General features: G+C 68.2%; 15 protein-coding genes. 1 reads left to right on the top strand and 14 read right to left on the bottom strand.

The window, feature by feature from the left end; all coding sequences use genetic code 11:
- Nucleotide 1 precedes the first annotated feature (1 nt).
- The 5 genes from ABZX86_RS20865 to ABZX86_RS20845 all read right to left on the bottom strand — a co-directional run bounded on the left by ABZX86_RS20865 (nt 2) and on the right by ABZX86_RS20845 (nt 4,231).
- Complete coding sequence (locus ABZX86_RS20865; RefSeq protein ID WP_355125693.1) at nt 2–757, bottom strand: ABC transporter ATP-binding protein; 756 nt, start codon at nt 755–757, stop codon at nt 2–4.
- The gene (locus ABZX86_RS20860; RefSeq protein ID WP_355125691.1) at nt 754–1,620 is read right to left on the bottom strand and encodes an ABC transporter permease; all 867 of its coding nucleotides are present in this window, start codon (nt 1,618–1,620) and stop codon (nt 754–756) included. Before ABZX86_RS20860 ends, ABZX86_RS20865 begins: the two co-directional genes overlap by 4 nt.
- Before the next feature lie 160 nt (nt 1,621–1,780).
- The gene (locus ABZX86_RS20855; RefSeq protein WP_355125689.1) at nt 1,781–3,214 is read right to left on the bottom strand and encodes an ABC transporter substrate-binding protein; all 1,434 of its coding nucleotides are present in this window, start codon (nt 3,212–3,214) and stop codon (nt 1,781–1,783) included.
- Nucleotides 3,215–3,226: 12 nt separating this feature from the next.
- Nucleotides 3,227–3,454, bottom strand: coding sequence for a ferredoxin family protein (locus ABZX86_RS20850; RefSeq protein ID WP_327143194.1), 228 nt, complete (start codon nt 3,452–3,454; stop codon nt 3,227–3,229).
- Complete coding sequence (locus ABZX86_RS20845; protein ID WP_355125687.1) at nt 3,455–4,231, bottom strand: GntR family transcriptional regulator; 777 nt, start codon at nt 4,229–4,231, stop codon at nt 3,455–3,457.
- 541 nt (nt 4,232–4,772) lie between these two features.
- On the opposite strand from ABZX86_RS20845, the gene ABZX86_RS20840 reads away from it, so the two are divergent.
- The gene (locus tag ABZX86_RS20840) at nt 4,773–6,047 is read left to right on the top strand and encodes an ROK family protein (RefSeq protein WP_355125685.1); all 1,275 of its coding nucleotides are present in this window, start codon (nt 4,773–4,775) and stop codon (nt 6,045–6,047) included.
- 132 nt (nt 6,048–6,179) lie between these two features.
- Here the strand turns inward: ABZX86_RS20840 and ABZX86_RS20835 are convergent, their stop codons facing one another.
- The 9 genes from ABZX86_RS20835 to ABZX86_RS20795 form a co-directional block, all read right to left on the bottom strand.
- Nucleotides 6,180–6,419, bottom strand: a complete 240-nt coding sequence (locus tag ABZX86_RS20835) for a hypothetical protein (protein ID WP_355125683.1) — start codon at nt 6,417–6,419, stop codon at nt 6,180–6,182.
- A gap of 205 nt (nt 6,420–6,624) precedes the next feature.
- Nucleotides 6,625–7,758: an LLM class flavin-dependent oxidoreductase gene (locus tag ABZX86_RS20830; protein WP_355125681.1), complete on the bottom strand. Its 1,134-nt coding sequence runs from the start codon at nt 7,756–7,758 to the stop codon at nt 6,625–6,627.
- Nucleotides 7,755–8,582 (bottom strand): DUF1684 domain-containing protein, encoded by an 828-nt coding sequence (locus ABZX86_RS20825; protein WP_355125679.1) that lies wholly within the window; start codon nt 8,580–8,582, stop codon nt 7,755–7,757. Before ABZX86_RS20825 ends, ABZX86_RS20830 begins: the two co-directional genes overlap by 4 nt.
- Complete coding sequence (locus tag ABZX86_RS20820; protein WP_355125677.1) at nt 8,579–9,943, bottom strand: NtaA/DmoA family FMN-dependent monooxygenase; 1,365 nt, start codon at nt 9,941–9,943, stop codon at nt 8,579–8,581. The genes ABZX86_RS20825 and ABZX86_RS20820 overlap by 4 nt, the downstream gene beginning before the upstream one ends.
- An 8-nt stretch (nt 9,944–9,951) precedes the next feature.
- Nucleotides 9,952–11,034: an LLM class flavin-dependent oxidoreductase gene (locus ABZX86_RS20815; protein WP_355125675.1), complete on the bottom strand. Its 1,083-nt coding sequence runs from the start codon at nt 11,032–11,034 to the stop codon at nt 9,952–9,954.
- Nucleotides 11,034–12,647, bottom strand: a complete 1,614-nt coding sequence (locus tag ABZX86_RS20810; RefSeq protein WP_355125673.1) for an ABC transporter ATP-binding protein — start codon at nt 12,645–12,647, stop codon at nt 11,034–11,036. The genes ABZX86_RS20815 and ABZX86_RS20810 overlap by 1 nt, the downstream gene beginning before the upstream one ends.
- On the bottom strand, nt 12,644–13,513 hold the full coding sequence (locus ABZX86_RS20805; RefSeq protein ID WP_355125671.1) for an ABC transporter permease: 870 nt from the start codon (nt 13,511–13,513) through the stop codon (nt 12,644–12,646). The genes ABZX86_RS20810 and ABZX86_RS20805 overlap by 4 nt, the downstream gene beginning before the upstream one ends.
- Nucleotides 13,506–13,817, bottom strand: a complete 312-nt coding sequence (locus ABZX86_RS20800) for a hypothetical protein (protein WP_355125669.1) — start codon at nt 13,815–13,817, stop codon at nt 13,506–13,508. The genes ABZX86_RS20805 and ABZX86_RS20800 overlap by 8 nt, the downstream gene beginning before the upstream one ends.
- Nucleotides 13,810–14,769 carry an ABC transporter permease gene (locus ABZX86_RS20795; RefSeq protein WP_355125668.1) on the bottom strand — a complete coding sequence of 320 codons (960 nt, stop codon included), beginning with the start codon at nt 14,767–14,769 and terminating at the stop codon, nt 13,810–13,812. Before ABZX86_RS20795 ends, ABZX86_RS20800 begins: the two co-directional genes overlap by 8 nt.
- Between the last annotated feature and the right edge of the window lie 3 nt (nt 14,770–14,772).

Genomic DNA, 14,772 nt, shown 5'->3' with positions numbered 1-14,772 from the left:
GTCAGAGGGCGGCGAGATCGCCCGAGTGATCCAGGGCGGTAATGATTTCGGCGCGCAGCTGCGAGCGGTCGACGCCCACCGCGCGCGGTTGCGGCACCTCGAGCAGGGCGCGCAGCGGTTCGCCGGCGCGGCCGAGGACGGCGACCCGGTCGCCGAGCAGCAGTGCCTCGTCCACATCGTGGGTGACGAAGACGATGGTGGTCGGGTGGGTCTGCCAGGTGTCGACAAGCAGGCGCTGCATGGTGGCCCGGGTCTGGGAGTCGAGTGCGCCGAACGGTTCGTCCATAAGGACCGAGCGCGGTGCCCCCGCCAGGCCACGCGCGAGCTGCACGCGCTGCCGCATGCCGCCGGAAAGGCTCTTGGGCAGGAAGTCGGCGAATCCGGTGAGGCCGATCTCTTCGATCCAGCGCTCCGCCAGAGCTTTTCGGCCCGCTCGAGGTTCACCCCGGAGTTTCAGGGCCAGTTCGATATTCGATCGCACGGTGCGCCAGGGCAGCAGCGCATTGTCCTGGAATACGACCGCGCGATCCCGGGAGGTTCCGGCGACCTGTGTACTGTCGGCCAGCACCTGACCGGCGTCCGGTCGCAGCAGTCCGGCGAATGCGCGCAGCACCGTGGACTTTCCACAGCCCGACGGGCCTGTGAGGATGAGGATCTCCCCCGGCCGCACCTCCAGGGACAGGTCGGCGATGACCGGTGTTCCGGTGTAGGACAGGTCGATTCGATCCAGCCGCAGGCTCATGCCGATGCCGCTCATTTCGCCACCTCCGGTACGCGCGGCAGCCAGTGCGTGACACGGCGGCCGATGAGCTCGACGGCGGCGGAGGTGCCGTATCCCAGCACACCGATGGTGATGATGCCGACGAAGACGCCCGGATAATCGACGATGGTGTACGCCTGCCAGGTCCGATAGCCCACGCCGAGTCGTCCGGAGATCATCTCCGCGGAGACCACGCAGATCCAGGCCACCCCGATGCCGACCGAAAGCCCGCTGAAAACTCCGGGAAGACTGCCCGGCAGCACAACTCGCAGCAGCACATCCCAGCGACTGCCACCGAGCGTGCGCACCGAGTCCTCCCAAATGGTCGGGAGCGCCCGCACCGCATGCCGCGTGGACACCATGACCGGGAAGAAGGCCGCGAGGAATGTGATGAACACGATCCCCGCCTCATCGTCGGGAAACAGCAGAATCGCCACGGGGACCACCGCGATGGCCGGAATCGGCCGCGCGAGCTCGGTGAGCGGCCCGACGATATCCGCGAACCACCGCGAACGCCCCAGCGCCACACCGGTTGTCACGCCCAGCACGGCGGCCAGGCCGAACCCGGTGAGAATCCGAATCAACGACTGCCCGAGATCCAGATAGAAGGTGTCGGTCCCCAGCTGATGCCGGAACGCCTGCACGATCTGCGTGACGGTGGGCAACGTATCGAACCGCACCCACGCCCGAATGTGATTGGCGGTCAGGAACTGCCAGGCCCCGATGGCCACAGCCACCGAGGTGAGTCGAACCAGCCGAGAGCGCCACGCACCCTGGGCCCGGTGCGGACTACTCGCAACAGCCGCCCGCTCCCCCACTGCCGCACCGATATCGACCCGAACCGCGGTTGACGTACTCATCGCCCAACCCCCGCATTTCCAGCGTGGCCCCGCACCCTCGTCATCCCGGCATGCTTTTGGCCGGGCTCCACACGGGTAGCGGGCCAGCGGGTTTCCGTGGATCCCGGCCAAAAGCGCGCCGGGATGACGGGGGTTGATCGCGCCAGGATGGTGGGGGCGGTCATTGCCGGACCTCGCTGACCGCCTGGTCGTACGAGACCGTCATACCCGACGGATGCGCGGCCAGGTAGCGCTGGGCCGCGGCCGGAGTGGTGAACGGGAGGTAGGTTTCGCCGTCTCGGACCCAGAGGGATTTGTCGGCGAACCAGCGGGTGCCGAGCTCGGCGTCCGGGATGTACGCAGCGCGGACTGTTTTGCCCTGGGCGCGTGCCTGTTTGATGGCGCGCAGCAGGCTGGTGGGGTCGGCGGCGGGCTGGGTGGCGTCCGATCCGGTGAACCAGATCTCGCCGGCCAGTGCCGGATTGGACGCGGGGCGGTTGCTCACCGGGTCGGTGCCGGAGATGAGCGCGGGGTTGGCGTTATTGCCCAGTGTCGCATCGTAATTCGCGCCGGATTCCTGGAAGGCCTGGCGCAGCGCGGTGTCATCGACGAACTTGTCGATATCCAGATCGGCGAAGTCGCCGATCGACTTCAGGTACGGCACATCGCCTTTGAAGGCGTCGAGCAGGCTCGGCTTCAGCGTGGCGTCGAAGGAGGTTCCGCCCGGCCCGTTGTAGAGGTACACGACCTCCTGGGCCAGCCCGGAGTTGTCCGCGACGATCTTGGCCGCCGCCAGGGGCTGCTGGTGAATGAAGTCGGTCGCGTCCAACTGTGCGCGCAGGAAGGCATCGAGCACCTCCGGGTGCTGTTTCGCGTAGTCGCGGCGGGCCACCACGCCGTGGAAGGTGGGTACGTTCAGCTCCGCGCCGTCGTAGAGCAGTTTGGCCTTGTTCTGGAAGACCAGCAGGCCGGGCCAGGCGACGAACTGCGAAAGTGCCGCCACCTGACCGGATTCCAGCGCCGAGGAGCCGATCTGCGGCTGCTGGTTGAGCACCTCCACCCCGGACTTGGGGTCGATGCCCGCCCGGCCCAGCGCCTGCACCAGCGTGCCGTGCCCGGCGGAGCCGACGCTGGTCGACACCTTCTGCCCGGCCAGGTCCTTGATCGATTGCGCCTTCGAATCCGGCGCGACCACCACCATGTTCAACGCGCCCTTGGGGTTGTATCCGGTGATGGAGACCAGTTCGGTCTTCGCTCGCTCATTGGCCTGGGTGCGAGAACCGTTGATGAGCAGCGGATAGTCGCCCATGGAGCCGATATCGATCTTCTCCGCCACCATCTGTGCGGTGATCGGTGCGCCGGTGTCGTAGTCCTGCCACTCCACCTGATACTTCGGGCCGCCGTGCGCGGTCAGATCGTTCAGCCGCTGCTCCAGGAATCCCTTGGCCTTCAACAGGGTTCCGGCGGTGACGGTATTGATCGTCTTGGACTGGTAGCCGATGACCAGCTTCACGGTATTGCCGCCGCCGCTCGAATCGAGCGAGCAACCGGAGACGGTGAACGAGAGGGCAGCGGCCAGTGCCACCGCAGCCAGGCGGGCAGTGCGGTACTTCATGGAGAGGATCCTTCAGCGCAGCAGATAGGGCATATTGACGGTGACCGCGCCGGTGGGACAGCGGGCCGCGCACGGGCCGCAGTACCAGCACTCGTCCACGTGCATGAAGGCCTTGCCGTTCTCGGGATTGATCGCCAGTGAATCGAGCGGGCAGATCTCCACGCAGAGCGTGCAGCCCTGAATGCAGAGGGATTCGTCGATGGTCACGGGAACATCGGTGCGCTGATTGACGAGAGCCATTCAGATCAGCCTCCATGTCTCTGCTCTGAGGAGAGCGTCGGTGCCTTCGGGCGGCCGGGTGAGGCTGCCGCGCATGGTGATCCGGTCGCCGCGCATCCGGATGTATTCGAGGTCGACCGGGCGGCCGTCCTCGAGCTTGGTCAGGCGCTCCAGCAACAGCACGGCGCCGCCCTCGGGCAATTGCAGGGTGGCGGCCGAATGCGCGTCGGCGGTAATGGCTTCCAGGGCGAGGTCGGCCGCGCCGAGCGGGCCGCCGCTGATCTGTTCGATGAGCGCGAACACGTCGTTCGTCTCGAGATCGCGGGTGATGACCTCATCGCCGATATCGGGAACGAGATAGGTGAGGTCCAGGCTGAGCGGCAGATCGCCGAAGTACCGGAGCCGCTCGATATATACGGCGTGCTGTCCGGGCTCCAGCTGCAATTTGCGGGCTACGGCCGGCGGCGGGTTCACCCGGGTGGCGGTGCGCACCTCATTGCGCACCTCGCCGTGCCCGCGCAATGTCTCTTTCAGGCCGAGCAGCGCATCCAGCCCGTGGTCGTATTTGCGCCGCGCCACATGGGTGCCGATCTTGGGTGCGCGCTCGATCAGGCCCTCGTCCTTGAGCAGTGCCAGCGCATCGCGAACGGTATTGCGGGAGACGGTGAATTCGGCGGCCAGCTCCGGCTCCGACGGCAGTGCGCTGTCGAATGCTCCGGCGTGAATCTGCTGGCGCACGATATCGGCGACCTGGCGGGCTCGATCGGCCCGGCGCAGCGGTACTGGTTCCGGCGACACTTCATCTCCTTTCCGCCTTTGACCTGCGGCTACAGACTGTAGAGGCGATGCGGCCGACCACCGCGAGAGTGCGTGCGGACGGTCATCTGCCCCACGCGTTATGCGCCGCCTGCCGAGCGGCCCCGCCAGCCGAGATGGGCGGGATTTCGGCTATTGCGCCACCCCGCCGACCTGGGCTGTGACTTGTAATCACGCTGATCGGAATGCGTGTGCGGGTACGTACCGAGGAGTGGAGTGGTATCGAGTGAGCTGCCACTCATTTCTCGAGATGTGGACAGATGGATTCCGTTCAGCTCGAGTGCAGTGTTAACTTGAATGCATGTCTGCAAGCCGTCCCCATGCCGCGCACGTCACGTATGTGACCGTTGCGCTGGGTGTACGGCTGCCACGGCAGCGGGAACTGTGTTGTCCCTGCCGTCGCGCAGCCGAGTACTGATTCCCCGATTCACTCGAGTCCGGGCATCCTCGCTGCCCCCGCTGAATTTTTCATCTAGGCATCCGTCCCGTCGGCTGTACACGGGACTGCAGCGAGGACTTCGAAATGACCAGCCCCACGCTCGAACGCACCCATTCCGCTTCCGTCACCACCGCGCGCCTGGCTCCGGCCCGGCCCGCGGTGCCGCCGGAGCTGCGGATCACCGATAACCCGGCGGCCGCCGTACTGCGTGCCGCCGCCCGCGGTCCGATCTTCCGCGATATCGCCGCACAGTCCACCGGCCTCAGCATTGCCACCGTGAATCGCCAAGTGTCGGCGCTGCTTTCGGTCGGACTGCTGCGCGAGCGCGCCGATCTCACCGCCTCCGGCGCGGTCGGCCGTCCCCGCGTGCCCTTCGAGGTCGACACCGATTCGTTTGTCACCGTGGGTGTGCACATCGGCTCCACCCTCACCCGCATCGTGGCCGCGGATCTGTCCGGCAAGATTCTCGGCGGACTCGAAATCGCCACTCCCCAAACAGGTCAGGACGCGGCGCTGACCATAGTGGCGCGCAGCGCCAAGGCCTTCCTGGATCGACTGCCGCGCCGCCGTCCGCTGTGGACCGGTGTGGCGCTGGCCGGCCGGGTGGATCCGGCGGCCGGGGTCGTCGATCACCCGCGGCTCGGCTGGCAGGCCGCGCCCGTCGCCGCCGTCTTCAGCAGCATTCTCGATCTGCCGGTATCGGTCTCGGCGCATGTCGAGGCGATGGCGGCCTCCGAACTGCTGCTCGCCGGCCGGGAGCCGGGCGAGGGACCGCGCCCGGGCAGCAGCCTCTACATCTACGCTCGCGAAACCGCGGGTATCGCAGTGACACTGCACGATCGGGTGCACACCCCCGCCAATGGCCCCGGCTCCATCGCGCACCTGCCGACCGGCTCGGATGCCGATTGCACCTGCGGCCGGCGCGGCTGCTTGGAGGCCACCATCGGTGAGCGCTTCTTCCTGGAGCGTGCGGTGCGCCAGGGTGTACTGCCCAAGCCGGAGGCCCCGCGCCGCCCGGTTATCACCGATCTGTACCGCGCCGCCGACGGCGGTTCGGTCGCGGCGCGCGATCTGCTGCTCGAGCGCGCCGAAATCCTCGGCCGCACCGCGGCACTGGTGCGGGATATGTTCAATCCGGATCGAGTGGTGCTGGGCGGCCAGGCCTTCACCGGCTACCGCCCCGGAATGGACCGGGTGGCAAAGGCTTTCGCCGAGAGCACCACGCTGCCCGCGGCCGATCTGCGCATCAGCCGCTTCGGCGGCCGGGTGCAGGAGTTCGCCGCCGCCGTGACCTCGCTCAGCGTCTTCTACGCCGATCCGGTCTCGGCCATGCGCCGCGCCACCCGCACCGGGCGCTGAAAGTTCTTGTACGCCTGAGGGTCTGGATCCCTGCCACAAGCATGCCGGGATGACGGAGTCCTGAATACGGAAATGGCCCGGCCGCTACGTCGGCCGGGCCATTCCGTGCTTCAACCCACTGCGTGTTTCAGGTCAGCGGAAGATGGTCATGTACCACTGGCCGTCGCTGCCCTGGTCGCAGCGGTACTGCCAGCCGTCTTCGCCGCGCAGCTGTACACCGTTGGCGTGGAAGCTGCCGTTGGAGCCGTCCGCATCACAGCCTGCGGCGGAGGCGTAGCTGCCATCGACCTGCAGCGTCTCGGCATTGGCCGGTCCGGCGCCCAGACCGGCGGCGGCGAGAGCGAGGGCGGCGATGGTGAGTGTTTTCTTCATGGGAGGTATTCAACGGGCCGCATCATGACGATTTCGTGACCGGCACAACGGGATAGCGTTCGCCGGATATGGCGGATCGGGCCCGGGCGGTCCACGGCCCGGGCCCGATCCTGTGCCGCATCTACGGTCGGCCCATTGGCGCAGATGCGGCTTCTCCCTCCACTCGCCTGCGGAGTCCCCTTCCTCGGCGAGCGGCGGAGAGATCTCAGGCCGCGCGAATGTGCGACAGTCCCCATTCGCGGGCGAGCAGGCGGTGCGAGTTCAGTCGATCCTCGTGATCGTGGGTGACGCTGGTGATCACGAGTTCGTCTGCGCCGGTGAGCTGTTGCAGTGCACGCAGCCGCTCCGCGACCGAGGCGGCCGAACCGACGAACTGGGTGGTGACGCGGTCGTCGACCAGGCGGCGCTGCGGACCGGTGAGCGGCGGTGCGGCGGCGGGGTCGAGGTATTCGGCCGCACCGGCGCCGCTGCGAATGCTGTACACCCAGTGGCCGTAGCTGGAGGCCAGGCGCTGGGCCGTCGCATCATCCTCCGCCACCACCACATCCGCCGACACCACCAGATAGGGGCGGGCGTAGCGGGCCGAGGGCCGGAAGGCCGCACGGTACGCCTCCACCGTCTCCACGATGGTGCCGGGCGAGACGTGATAGTTGGCGGCGAACGGCAGCCCCGATTGTCCGGCCAGCTGGGCGCTTTCGCCGCCGCTGCTGCCGAACAGCCACAGCTGCACCTCCGCGCCCTCGCCGGGGAAGGCGTGCAGCGGCACCCCATCGCTGCCGGTGTAGGTGCCCTCCAGCAGATCGCGGATCTGCTGTACCTGCTGTGAATAGGGCAGCGGTTGCGCACCGGGCAGGTTCAGCGCCTCCAAACCCGCTGCGATACGGGTGGTGTCGAGCAGCTGTCCGGGTCTGAACGGCGGCGGCAGCACCACCCCGTCGCGGACCTGGATCGGCCGATCAGGGTTGGGCACCGGCGGCACACCGGCGGAGCGCAATTGGTCACCGCGGTGCCCGGAGCGACCCAGACCCAGATCGAGACGACCCGGATAGAGCGCATCGACGGTGCCGAACGCCTCCACCACCGAGACCGAGGTGTGGTGCCCGAGTTGCACTGCCGCGGTGCCCACCCGAATGGATTCGGTGGCGGCCGCGATCAGGCCGATCAGGGTGGTCGGCGCGGAACTGGCCACGGAGACGAAGTGGTGTTCGGCGATCCAGAACCGGTTGTAGCCCCAGCGTTCGGCCTGGCGCGCCAGATCGATGGTATTGCGCAGCGCCTGCCGGGCATCGGAACCGGTGCTGATGGGCGAAAGGTCCAGGACCGATAGTGGAATTGTCATGACAGCTGCTCCCGTCGCGGATCCTGCTCGCCTGCTTCGATATCCACCCGCAACCGGTTCTCGGCCGGTGCGATCGGGCAGGTGGCGTAATCGGTGAAGGCGCAGGGCAGATTGAGGGTTCGGTTGAAATCGATGATCAGCGTGCCGTCGGGCGCGGGACGCGAGAGATCCACCCGCCGCGCGCCGCCGTAGGTGGTGACGCCGCTGGTGCCGTCGGTGATGAGCAGGTGCAGGCCGAGGGTCTGATTGCCGAACACGACGAGCCGGTGCTCGCTGCCCGCGAGTTCGAAAGTGACTGTGCCGGTGGCGACATGGTGGTGCTCGAGGCCGGGCACCACCGCCCCGGTGGTGACCACGCGCGCCACCTCGAACGGTTCGAAACGGCCGGTCACCACCCAGCGCGGATCGGGCCGGTAGGCCGGGATCTCGGTGAAGGCGGCCAGGGTGGGCGCGGCCGGATCATGCACGCGCAGCGCGAATTTGCCGCTGCGGCGGATGACCTCGATGAGCCGGGCGCCGGTGCGCACCTCCAGCCCGGGTGCGCCTTCGCCGGGGGTGAGCACGGTCGTCCCCAGCAGTACCGCGCCGCCGAGCCGCAGGGTAGCGAGTTCGGCGGTGTCCGATACCGCGGATTCCGCTGTCACATAGACGTTCTCCCGGTCGGCGCGCCAGCGGCCGGGCAGCCCCTCGACGGTCTCCTCGGTCTCGCCGAGCCAGTGCAGGCCGGTCAGGCTCAACCAGCCCAGTGGCTGCCGCGCCCAGGCGTCGCGTTCGGAACGCCAAGTGGCCCACTGCTGTTCGAATTCGGTGACGGTCGCGGTCATGATGCACGTACTCCTTCGGTGCGGTGGTGCGGATGGCGCAGACCGAGGTGGTCGCGCAGGGTCGAACCGGTGTACTCGGTGCGGAAGCTGCCGAGCTCCTGAAGTTCCGGAATCACCTTGTCGACGAATTCGTCGAGGCCGGTGGGGGTGAGATGCGGAACCAGCACGAAGCCGTCGGCGGCATCGCTCTGGACGTGCTGGTCGATGGCGGCCGCCACCTCGCGGGGCGTGCCGATGAACTGCTGGCGCGCAGTGGTTTCGATGATCAGATCGCGAATGCTGAGCTGCTCCGCCTGCGCCTTGGCCCGCCAGGCTTCGGCGACCGCACGCGGGTCCTTGGCGTGCCGCACCCGGCCGCGGGTGATATCCGGATTGTCGACCGGATCGATATCGGGCAGCGGGCCGTCCGGGTCGTACGCGGACAGATCGCGACCCCACACCTGTTCCAGGAAGGCGATGGCCGTCGGCCCGCTGACCTGCTGGCGGCGAATGCGGCGGGCATTGGCCACCGCCTCCTCCGGGGTGTCGCCGAGCACGAATCCCGCCGCGGGCAGGATCTTCAGATCGTCACGGGCGCGGCCGTACTTGGCGAGCCGGTCCTTGACGTCGAGGTAGAAGCGCTGCCCGTCCTCGAGTTCACCGTGCGCGCTGAAGACGACATCGGCCTTGGCGGCGGCGAATTCGCGGCCCTCATCGGAATCGCCGGCCTGGATCTGCACCGGATAGCCCTGCGGACTGCGGGGCAGCACGAATTCGCCGTCGATATCGAACTGGTCGCTTTCGAAACGCACGGTCGGCACGGGTTGCGCGAATACCCCGCGCTCACGGTCGACGACGAGCGCATCGGCGGGCCAGCTGTCCCAGAGCGCGCGGGTGGCATTCACGACCTCATTGGCGCGGGTGTATCGCTTGGCGTGCTCCAGATACCCGCCGCGCCGGAAGTTCGCGCCGGTGAAGGCATCCGACGAAGTGACCGCATTCCACGCCGCACGGCCGCCGGAGAGGTGATCCAGAGTCGCGAATTGCTTTGCCAGCTCGAACGGTTCGTTGTAGGTGGTGTTGATGGTGCCCGCCAGCCCTAGATGCGTGGTGACGGCGGCGAGCGCGTCCAGCACCGTGAAGGTGTCGGGGCGGCCCACCACATCCAGGTCGTGGATGCGACCCCGGTGCTCGCGCAGTCGCAGGCCCTCGGCCAGGAAGAAGAAATCGAATAGTCCGCGCTCGGCGGTGCGCGCCAGATGCACGAAGGAGTCGAAGTCGATCTGACTGCCCGAGCCGGGATCGGACCAGACCGTGTTGTGGTTGACGCCCGGGAAGTGCGCGGCGAGGTGAATCTGCTTGCGTATCGGATGTTCCGGCATGGCTCTCCTCAGGCGCTGGCGTAGCGATTGGCGGTGCGCGGGAGGCCGAGCCGCGCACGCAGGGTGGGCGCGACGGCGGCGAGGTAGGGCAGCGCGGCGGTGAGCGCGAGCGGGCGTAGCACCACTCCGTCTGCGGCACACTCGGTTTCGACCTCGGTGAGCAGCTCGCGCAGTTCGGCGGGCGTGCCGATGTGGAAGACCGTTCGAGGAACTCCGGTGGGCGTCCAGTCCTCCAGCTGTGCGACATCGATCGCGGCATCATCGGCGGTGGCCGCCAGGTGGATGTCGATATCCAGCAGCACCCGAACCTGATTCGGGTCCCGCCCGGCGGCGGCCACGGCGGCCCGCAGCTCCGAACGGGTGGCGGCGGCGGTCTCCAGATCGCGGGCGGCGATGCGAATGAGATCGGCACGGTGCACAGCGACGCGGGCACTGTGCGGTTCGTCAGCGCGAATGGTGACCAGCGGCTGGCCCTGCGGCGGGCGCGGTGTGATGGAGGGGCCCTTCACCGCGAAATTGTCACCGGTGAAATCGATGTAGTGCAGCCGGTCCCGATCGATGAAGCGGCCGGTGGCGACATCCCGGATCTCGGCATCGTCCGCCCAGCTGTCCCACAGTCGCGACACCACCTCCACGGCCTCGTCCGCCTCGAACCAGCGGGAGTGCGAACCCTGTTCCGGCTTGCGGCCGAACAGCTTCGCCTCGCCCGCCCCGGAGACGCCGACCTCCCAGCCGGCCCGGCCGTGGCTGGCGAAATCCAGGCTGGCAATGGCCTTGGACAGGTGGAAGGGCTCGGTGTGGGTGACCGAGGCCTGCGGCACCAGGCCGATGCGGTTGGTGACCGCGGCGGCGCGGGCGGCGATGGCCACGGCATCCAGGCGGCCGACCGCGGCGCCGGGGGCCTGCAGGGTGAACGAGTCGGGCAGGAAGGCGAGATCGATACCGGCGTTCTCGGCGGCCCGCAGGGCATCGACCCAGTACGCACCGGTGAACAGCTCCTCGGCCCGCGAATCGGCCCGCCGCCAGGAGGCGGGATGCGCGCCGGTACCGGACAGTTCCAGGCCCAGCAGCAGCGGTGGGGAGTACGGCATCACGCTGTCCTTTCCAGAGGAGCGGGAACCACGCCGGGCACGGCAGCCAGGAGTTCACGCGTGTATTCGTGCTGTGGACGATCGAAAAGCTCGGCGGTGGAGGCTGTTTCGACAATCGAGCCCTGGCGCATGACGGCGACGCGATCCGCGAGCCGCCGGACCACGGCCAGATCGTGGGAGATGAACAGATAGGCGAGATTCAGCTCGGCCTGCAGCAGCTCGAGCAGCTCCAGAATCTGGGCCTGCACCGAAACATCCAGTGCGGAAACGGGTTCGTCGAGGACCAGCAGGTCCGGGCGCAGCGCCAGGGCCCGTGCGATCGCCACCCGCTGCCGCTGGCCGCCGGAGAGTTCAGCGGGACGGCGGTCGAGGTAGGCGCTGGGCAGTGCGACCTGGTCGAGCAGTTCGGTGACGTTCGTGCGGCGGGTCGCGCGGTCGCCGATTCCGAAGGCCTGCAGCGGTTCCCCGACAATCTTGGCGACGGTCAGCTTCGGGTTCAGCGAGACGTACGGGTTCTGGTAGACCACCTGGATGCGGCGGCGGAACTCACGCAGCCGCGCACCGCGCAGTCCGCTGATGTCCTGACCGTCGAAGGTGACGGTCCCCGCATCGGGTTCGGTGAGCCGGGCGACAATACGCGCGGTGGTCGACTTCCCGGATCCGGATTCGCCTACGACCGCGAGGGTTTCACCGCGTGCGACCGCCAGCGAAATGTTATCCACAGCTGTGACGGATTCTCCCCGTGCAATGTGGAAAACCTTGCGCAGTCCGGTCGCGGACAGCAGCGGCGGCGCGGAGCCGATATCCCGGCGCACCGGCAGGGCGGTGTCCAGGCTGGGCGCGGCGGCGATGAGCCGCTGCGTGTATTCGTGCTGTGGATCACCGAGAACCTGTGCGGTAGGACCGCTTTCGACAATGCGGCCCTGCTGCATGACGGCGATGCGATCGGCGCGTTCGGCCGCCACGCCGAGATCATGGGTGATCAACAGGACCGCGGTGCCGGATTCCCGGGTACGAGCGGCCAGATGATCGAGAATCCGGCGCTGCACGGTGACATCGAGGGCACTGGTCGGCTCGTCCGCGATGACCAGCTCGGGCGTGCAGGCGAGGGCGATGCCGATGAGCACGCGCTGCCGCTGGCCGCCGGAGAGATCCTGGGGATACTGCCGCGCACGCAATTCCGGGCGGTCCAGCCCGGCCTCCGCCAGCATCCGCACGGCCTCGAGCTGCGCGGTGCGCCGATCCGCCCGGCCGTGGATGCGCAGCACCTCCCCGACCTGATCGCCGATGCGCAGCACCGGATTCAGCGAGGTTCCGGGGTCCTGCGGCACCAGGCCGATGCGCGCACCGCGAATACGCTGCAGCGTCCGCTGCGCGGCCCGTTCGATGCGCTCCCCGGCGAAGGTGATCTCACCGCCGGTGATCACGCCACCGTTCAGCAGCCCGATCACCGCATGCGCGAGAGTGGACTTCCCGGAACCGGATTCGCCGACCAGCGCCAGGGTCTCTCCGGCGCTGACCTCCAGCGAGACGCCACGGACCGCCGCGGTGGTGCCGGTGCTGCCCTGATACTCCACCCGCAGGTCGGCAATGCTCAACAGTGATTCGCTCATCGGAGGGTGTCCTTCTGCAGAGCACGCGCGAAACGCTGGGTGGCCAGGACCAGGGCGATGATCACCAGACCCGGGAGCGTGGTGAGCCACCAGGCGATGGCCAGGAAGTTCCGGCCCTCCGACACCATCGAGCCCCACTCGGGTGTGGGCGGCACCGCGCCGTAGCCCAGGAAGCTCAGCGAGGCGACGAACAGGACGGCCATGCCGAAGTCGATGACCGCGAGCGCGGCCACCGGGCCGTACGCATTGCGGAGTATGTGCCGCAGCAGCACCGTGTGCCAGCGGACACCGGAGGCGAAGGCGGCCTCCACGTACGGGGCGCGCCGCACCCGCAGCACCTCGCCGCGCATGACGCGGGCGAAGCGGGCGATGAGCGAAACACCCACGGCGATGGCCACATTGCGGGTACCCATGCCGAGCACGGTGATCAAGGCCAGCGATACCAGCAGATCCGGAATCGACAGCAGGACATCGGCGGCGCGCATGATCGCGCTGTCGACCACGCCGCCGGACGCACCGGCCACCAGACCGAGCAGCGAACCCACCACCAGGCCGAGCACCACCGCGAAGAGGGTGGCGCTGATCGAGAGTCCCGCGCCGTGCACCACCCGTGTGTACACATCGCGACCCAGATTGTCGGTGCCGAACCAGTGCTGCGCGCTCGGCCCGCGCAGCTTCTGCGCGGGCACACCGTGCAGCGGGTCACCGCTGGCGAACACCCCGGGCAGCACCACCCAGCCCAGCACCACCAGCAGCACCGCACCCGCGATGAGCAATCCGTAATTCCCGCGCACCCACTCCCACACCTGCCGCACCGGAACGGAAGGCACCGTGGGACTTTCGCGCACCGCGACGGCCTCAGACATCGGAGGCCTCGTCATCGACGAACCAATACGCGAACCCCGGATCGAGCATCGCATGCGACAGCGTTATCACCCGCAGCCTCGCACCCCACCGCGAATCCACACCGTAATCCCGGCGTGCTTTTGGCCGGGATGCACCTGGTTCGACTGCAACGCTGTGGATCCCGGCCAACAAGCGTGCCGGGATGACGAGGGTGCGGCTACCGGCGGTGAGGATCACGAGGGCGACGGTGAGGAGGGTGGCGACGACGGTGGCTATCGCGAGGGCGGGGGTGCAGGCGGCGAAGAGGTCGAGGGTCTCAGGCATGGGAGTGCTCCTTCCTCGAGCCGCGCTGGGCCACGCGGGGATCGAGTAGTGGATACGCGAGATCGATGAGCAGATTGACCGTGACGAAGACCAGCGAGGCGAACACGACGATGCCCTGCACCACCGGAATGTCCTGGTACAGCACCGATTCCTGGGTGAGGCGGCCGATGCCGGGGCGGGAGAACACGGTCTCGGTGACCACCGAACCCGCGAGGATGGTGCCGACCCACAGGCCCGCCACGGTCAGCGCGGGCGCAGTCGCCGGGCGCAGCACATGGCGCAGCTGCACCCACCACCGCGAGGCGCCCTTGGCGAAGGCCACCTCCACGAACGGCTGCCGCCAGGTGGCACTGAGGCTGGCGTACAGCACCTGGGCGATGACCGCGCCGACCGGCAGCGCGAGGGTGACCGCCGGCAGTATGGTTCCGCTGAAACCGGTACCGCCGAAGGCGGGCACCAGCTTCAACCGGAACGAGAACAGTTGCAGCAGCAGCAATCCCACCCAGAACTGCGGCATCGACGCCCCGATGGGCGGCAGTGCGGTGAGTAGATTGCGCAGCCAGGAGCGCCGGGTGTACGCCGCCGCCAGCGCGAGCGCCGCGCCGCCCAGCAGTGCCAGCACGAGCGCCAGCACCGCCAGCTCCAAGGTGGTGGGCAGGGCCTGGGCGAGCGCGCCGGTGACGGTCTGACCGGAATTGATGGAATGCCCGAGATCGCCGCGCACCGCATGGGTGAGCGCCGTCCAATACTGTTCCCACAGCGGTTGATCCAGGCCGTACCTGGCCCGCATCTCGGCAATCGCATGGGCATCCACCGGTGTACCGGTGGCGGCGTTCGCGGCCATCTCCGCCGGATCGCCGGGCAGCAGGTAGAGCACCGCGAAGGACAGCGTGAACGCCGCCCACAGCACGCCCACCGCCTGCAGCACCCGTCCGATCACATACCGGCGCATCCG

This window comes from Nocardia sp. NPDC006630, assembly GCF_040611495.1.
In the GTDB taxonomy this organism is placed as follows: Bacteria; Actinomycetota; Actinomycetes; order Mycobacteriales; family Mycobacteriaceae; genus Nocardia.
The sequence above is the reverse complement of the archived record's forward strand: the minus strand, read 5'-3'. Positions and strand labels throughout refer to the sequence as shown.